The organism is Kribbella sp. CCNWLW201 (genome assembly GCF_037203805.1).
In the GTDB taxonomy this organism is placed as follows: domain Bacteria; phylum Actinomycetota; class Actinomycetes; order Propionibacteriales; family Kribbellaceae; genus Kribbella.
The window spans coordinates 1-1,145 of record NZ_JBBCBQ010000026.1; the positions used below are offsets into that span (position 1 = coordinate 1).

The following is a 1,145-nucleotide window of genomic DNA, read 5'->3' on the forward strand; positions in this document are numbered from 1 at the left end:
GTCTCGTCGAGCGCCATCACCTGAACCGACCAGAGCAGCTCGTTGGTGTTCCGGTCAGCCTTCTGCCGGCCGTTCTGGTCCTTCTTCTCCTCCACCGCCTTGGTGACCGTGAACGTCTTGCCCGTGGTGTCGATGGTCAGCTTCATAAGGAATCGCCCCTTCCAGGCGTCCGACCTACTCCCGTTGAGCAGGTGTTCTAGTTCGAATACTAGACCACCTATTCTGAGCGGACAAGCACCAAGGACGACTAATTCGTAACTGATTGTTGACGCTTAAGTGTCAACGCGAGACGCGGGTCGGAGAGTCGCCGAGTCGGCCCCGATAGGTCACGCGCCCGAAGGTGATGCTTTCGCCGTACTCCAGGACCTCGCCCGTGTCGTCGTAGATCCAGTTGCGCCCGACCATGATCAGGGCGCCCTCGTCGAGACCGAGTCTCTCCGCTTGCTCAGCGGTGGCGGCCGCCGGCTCGAACTGGTCCTGCCAGGCGTCGACCTCGCGCTTGAGGACGTTCGCGATGTAGGCGAATGTGCCCTCCTTGATCCGTTCGGCGCTCAGCAGCAGAGGTGCCTTCTCGGCCAGGTGGCCGCGGTAGTACGACGTCGATGCTGAGGCCGGCTTGTCATCTGACCGATAGGTCGTCCGGACCCGGCGGATGACGGGAGCACCGGGCTTGAGGCCCAGCGCGTCGGCAACCTGCTCCGACGCCTGAGTGATCGCGGCCTCGGTGATCTTCGCGTAGCTTCCGGTCGGATAGATCTTGCCGGTACGCCGGGAGTTGTCGACACGGTCGTTAGCAGCTCGACCGCGCTCTTCCTCGGTCGTCACGATGCTTCCCACGCCACGCTCGGGCTTGACGTAGCCCTCAGCCCGGAGAGTGGACAGCGCCCGCTGCGCAGTAGCGATGGCCACGCCATAGTCACGCATCAGCGCCCGTACAGACGGCACCAGATCGCCAGCCTGCAACTCACCACTGGAGATCCGGGTACGGATGTCGGTGGCGATCTGCTGATACGGCGGAGCGGGACGCTCCAGCTTCGGGGGCATCGCTAGACCTCAGATTCTCCCATCGGTGTTCTAGAACACCGCCAGCATAGACTGAACCATAGGAGCGGTCTAGTAATCGTCCCGCGCGTTGACTCGGTCGA

Annotated in this window: 1 protein-coding gene; it reads right to left on the reverse strand. The window is 62.8% G+C overall.

What is annotated here, in order from left to right:
* Window positions 1–279 precede the first annotated feature (279 nt).
* Window positions 280–1,044, reverse strand: a complete 765-nt coding sequence (locus V9K99_RS42670; RefSeq protein ID WP_337012808.1) for a GntR family transcriptional regulator — start codon at window positions 1,042–1,044, stop codon at window positions 280–282.
* Window positions 1,045–1,145: the final 101 nt, after the last annotated feature.

Coding starts and splice junctions, on each gene's coding strand:
- V9K99_RS42670 (WP_337012808.1), bottom strand. CDS start 1,044: ATGCCCCCGAAGCTGGAGCGTCCCGCTCCGCCGTATCAGCAGATCGCC.